Origin of the sequence: Algibacter agarivorans, assembly GCF_039543245.1 — a bacterium.
Lineage (GTDB): Bacteria > Bacteroidota > Bacteroidia > Flavobacteriales > Flavobacteriaceae > Algibacter_G > Algibacter_G agarivorans.
The window spans coordinates 1-4,735 of record NZ_BAABJJ010000040.1 but is presented as its reverse complement, the minus strand read 5'-3'; the positions used below and the strand labels follow the sequence as shown (position 1 = coordinate 4,735).

At 33.9% G+C, this 4,735-nt stretch carries 5 protein-coding genes; 3 read left to right on the top strand and 2 right to left on the bottom strand.

Features of this window, described 5'->3' with window-relative positions; all coding sequences use genetic code 11:
* Positions 1 to 153 precede the first annotated feature (153 nt).
* Both ABD935_RS14470 and ABD935_RS14465 read right to left on the bottom strand, forming a co-directional pair.
* The gene (locus ABD935_RS14470) at positions 154 to 576 is read right to left on the bottom strand and encodes a DoxX family protein (protein ID WP_345193192.1); all 423 of its coding nucleotides are present in this window, start codon (positions 574 to 576) and stop codon (positions 154 to 156) included.
* 57 nt (positions 577 to 633) lie between these two features.
* A complete protein-coding gene (locus tag ABD935_RS14465; RefSeq protein ID WP_345193189.1) occupies positions 634 to 2,262 on the bottom strand; it encodes an acyl-CoA carboxylase subunit beta in 1,629 nt (542 codons plus the stop codon).
* Between the two features lie 243 nt (positions 2,263 to 2,505).
* Between ABD935_RS14465 and ABD935_RS14460 the strand changes: the two genes are divergently transcribed.
* The 3 genes from ABD935_RS14460 (at position 2,506) to ABD935_RS14450 (ending at position 4,499) form a co-directional block, all read left to right on the top strand.
* Complete coding sequence (locus ABD935_RS14460) at positions 2,506 to 3,036, top strand: NADPH-dependent FMN reductase (RefSeq protein WP_345193187.1); 531 nt, start codon at positions 2,506 to 2,508, stop codon at positions 3,034 to 3,036.
* A gap of 30 nt (positions 3,037 to 3,066) precedes the next feature.
* A complete protein-coding gene (locus tag ABD935_RS14455; RefSeq protein ID WP_345193185.1) occupies positions 3,067 to 3,504 on the top strand; it encodes a MarR family winged helix-turn-helix transcriptional regulator in 438 nt (145 codons plus the stop codon).
* Between the two features lie 125 nt (positions 3,505 to 3,629).
* Positions 3,630 to 4,499, top strand: coding sequence for a pirin family protein (locus ABD935_RS14450; RefSeq protein ID WP_345193183.1), 870 nt, complete (start codon positions 3,630 to 3,632; stop codon positions 4,497 to 4,499).
* Positions 4,500 to 4,735: the final 236 nt, after the last annotated feature.

Here is a 4,735-nt window from a genome sequence, read left to right as displayed (position 1 = left end):
TCGGGGTTTGTTTATTCTAATTTACGAATTATATCGCTGATTTACAAGTATTTGTGTGTATCTGAAAGTGCCCAGTCAGTTTTTAAAAAGCGACTGGTCATTTTTTTTTCAAGTTGTCCCCTATAGAAATCTTTAGAGGTGTTTTTTTTTATTTTACTGCTGCATTTTAAAATAATAATCAAGCGAATTTTTTCCTGAACCATAAAGTAAAAAGAATGAACAAGCTAGAAGCGTAATTAACGCTAATATTAAATTATTAGAATCCATTTCTCCAACAAAATTAATAGCGATTGCTCCAATTAAAATAGGTAATTGCGCTAGAATGGCCCAACGTGTTAATAATCCCGTGGCAATAAGAATACCTCCAATAAAATGAGCCGGTGCTACATAATGAATGATTACCATACCGCCAGCCATACTCTCCATTGGTTTAAAAAGCGACATAAGGATTTCGCTATTCCCCATAAAATTTATGCCTTTAATAAATAAAAACACACCCAAAGCTATTCGAATTAAATCCAAGGGTAAATACGTATGTGTATTTGCCCATTTGTTTAAGGTTTTTATTGTTTCCATGATTGAAGTTGTTGATTTCCAATCATTAATATACAAAATTCTTTTGAGATTTGAAAATTAAACCTGAAGCACTCCCAGATTAAAAGGCTTTTCAATAGGAGCGTGGTTAGCCGCTTCAATACCCATGCTAATCCATGTTCTAGTGTCTAATGGATTTATAATGCCATCAGTCCAGATTCTAGCAGCGGCATAATATGGAGAGACTTGGCTATCGTATCGGTCTTTTATTTTATTGAATAATTCCGCTTCTTTTTCGGGTGTAATTTTTTCACCTTGTTTTTCAAGTGATGCTTTTTCAATTTGTAATAAAACTTTAGCAGCAGAATTTCCACTCATTACTGCAAGTTCTGCACTAGGCCATGCCACAATCAATCTTGGGTCGTACGCCTTTCCACACATAGCGTAATTGCCTGCTCCATAACTATTTCCTATTATTATTGTGAATTTTGGAACTACTGAATTGCTTACAGCATTTACCATTTTAGCACCATCTTTTATAATGCCAGAATGTTCACTTTTACTACCAACCATAAAGCCTGTAACATCTTGCAAGAACACTAACGGAATTTTCTTTTGGTTACAATTTGCAATAAACCGTGTCGATTTGTCTGCGCTATCATTATAAATGACGCCACCAAACTGCATTTCTCCCTTTTTGGTTTTAACGAGTTTACGTTGGTTGGCTACAATACCAACTGCCCAGCCATCAATTCTGGCATAACACGTTATAATAGTTTGTCCATAGCCTGCTTTATATTCATCAAACTCAGAGTTGTCAACTAAACGTTTAATAATGGCATACATGTCATATTGCTCAGTTCTAGATTTTGGAATAATGCCATAAATATCTTCAGGGTTTTCTTTTGGCTTTTTAGAATCACTTCGATTAAAACCAGCTTTATCATAATCCCCAATTTTATCCATAATGTTTTTAATAGTGTCTAAGGCGTCTTTATCATCCTTCGCTTTATAATCGGTTACACCCGAAATTTCGCAATGTGTTGTTGCGCCACCTAAAGTTTCATTATCTATACTCTCTCCAATCGCTGCTTTAACCAAATAGCTACCTGCCAGAAAAATGCTTCCTGTTTTATCAACAATTAAAGCTTCATCACTCATTATAGGGAGGTAAGCACCACCTGCAACACAACTTCCCATAATTGCTGAAATTTGTGTAATGCCCATACTGCTCATTATCGCATTATTTCTAAAAATACGACCAAAGTGCTCTTTGTCTGGAAATATTTCATCTTGTAAAGGCAGATATACACCAGCTGAATCTACCAAGTAAATAATAGGAAGTTTGTTTTCAATTGCAATTTCTTGAGCCCTTAAATTTTTCTTAGCAGTGATAGGGAACCAGGCACCCGCTTTTACAGTGGCATCATTGGCAACAACAAGGCATTGTTTGCCTTTAATGTAACCTATTTTAACGACAACACCACCTGAAGGACAGCCACCGTGCTCCTCGTACATGCCTTCTCCTGCAAAAGCACCGATTTCTATCGACTTGGTCTTAGCGTCTAACAAATAATCAATACGCGCTCTAGCAGTCATTTTACCTCTTGATTGTAATTTTTCAATTCGGCTTTTTCCACCGCCCAAACTCACTTTAGCAAGTCTTTTGTTTAGTTCTGAGAGTAAGAGTTTATTGTGATCTTCGTTTTTATTGAAGTTAATGTCCATGAAATATTAGTTTGTGCTAATGTACAAAAGTTTCAAAATTTAGAATGGCATTGTTAATTAATTCACAAAAAATATTACATGGAAATAGTTTCCTTGGAATATAAATAATATTGTTATATATTTGACTCATTAAAATAATAAAAACATAATTCTATGAAACATCCATATCTAAAAATTGATACCCAAGTAAAATGATTAAATGGATGTTACATGTGACCATTGAAAAACAATAAATATAAACATATGAAAAGCATAATTGCATTTGCAGGTAGTAACAGTAAAACATCAATTAATAAACAATTAGCAACTTATGCCTCAAGTTTGGTGGACAATGTCCAAGTAAAGGTTTTAGATTTAAATGATTTTGAGTTACCACTTTATGGAATTGATTTGGAAAACGAAAAAGGCATACCAGACCATGCCCACGCGTTTTTAGAATATATAAGATCTGCTGATGGCATAGTTTTATCGTTGGCAGAACATAACGGCGCTTATGCTACAGTATTCAAAAATATTTTTGATTGGATGTCCAGAATTGATGGCAAACTTTGGAGCGATAAACCCATGCTACTTATGGCAACATCTCCAGGAGGTAGGGGTGGGGCTTCTGTTTTAGAAATAGCTAAAGGACGTTTTCCTTATATGGGAGGTCATATTGTGGCTGAGTTTTCATTACCATCATTCCATGATAATTTTTCAAATGGAAAATTAATAAATGAAGCATTAAATGTAACTTTAAATAATGCTATCGCAACATTTCAAAAAGCATTATAATTAATTTAATATTAAACTTACGATTAAAAAATGGGTGATATTTCAAAAGACATCAATTCAACATTTCCTAATAAGAAAATCAAGGCGATGTTAAATATTATTTATACAGCTAATTGGATAAGTAGTAAGCAAAATACGTTTTTTAAACCTTTTGGAATTTCGCCTCAACAGTTTAATATTTTAAGAATTTTAAGAGGTGCAGGAAAGCCCATAAAAGTGCAAACTATTAAAGAGCGCATGTTAGAAAGAGCGCCTAATGCAACACGTTTAATGGATAAACTCTGCGAAAAGCAATTGATTAATAGGTTACCTTGTCCAGAGGATAGAAGAGTTGTGCATATTGAAATAACTAAGAAAGGACTTTTGCTTTTAAAAGATATTTCTAAAGATTTTAAAGACGATTTATTAGAAAATTTAACAGAAGCAGAAGCATCACAATTAAGTGATTTATTAGATAAAATTAGATAAAAAAAATTTAAATAAATAGTTCCCATGGAAACTAAACACAAATAGACCTACAAGGTTTCAAAAAACCTTGTAGGTCTGAAAACTAAAAAGATTTCTTCTTCAAGGAAATGAAAATATATATAATTATGAATTTAAGCACAATAAAAACAGTAGAGCGAAGCGATTTCGTTAATATGGGCCCCATACAATTACGTCAACCATTACCAACAAGTAAATTGGAAATGGTGGATCCATTTATATTGCTTCATCATTATGGACCTTATAAGATTTCGGCAGAAAACAATCCATTTGATTTAGGGCCACATCCACATCGTGGGTTTGAACCTGTAACATTCTTGGTTCAGGGAGAACAGTTGCATAGAGATTCTTTGGGAAATGAGAGCATTGTTAAAGCTGGGGATGTACAATGGACAACGGCAGGTCGGGGAATTATTCATGCCGAAGGGCCTTCAAAGGACTTTGTGAAAAAAGGAGGAACACTTGAAGGTATTCAATTATGGTTGAATTTACCCGCTGAAAAGAAGATGATTCCAGCAAATTATCAGCATGCAAAACATGAGGATTTTAATGTCATTTCTTCTGAAGATAATAAAGTAAACATTCAAATAATTGCTGGCGAGTTAGAAAACAATTATGGTAAGATTGCGACTCAAACCGCTGTAAATGCTTTTATGATTGATGTTGAGGTAGGCGGGGAGTATACCATTAAAATACCTAAATCTCATCAATCTATGGTGTATTTGTTAAAAGGCGATGTTGTTATCAATGATTCAGAAACCTTGAAACTAAATGAAAATCAATTGATTGAATTTAATCAAGATGGCGAAGGTATTTCAATTAAAGGTCATGAAACGAGTAAGCTTTTGTTCCTTTCAGGAGAGCCAATTAATCAGAAAGTAACTAGTTATGGCCCTTATGTTATGAATACCCAAACAGAGATTATGGAAGCCATGCGTGACTATCAAATGGGGAAAATGGGGTTTCTAGCCCCCTAAAAAGCCTCCTAACCCACAAAAGGAGAACAAGCATTTGGAAGACTATATATTGATTAAAAAATGTTACTTAACCCTTTTTGATTTTGGTTAATCTACAAATACAATTAAAACTGGCTCCTCCCTTTTGTTTTAAAGGGAGGACAATTTCGATGAAATCGAAATTATGGACTTACTATATTAGACTGGACATTATGTTGCGAGATTTAGAGTTACATAAATTAACTTTGAATCATGAA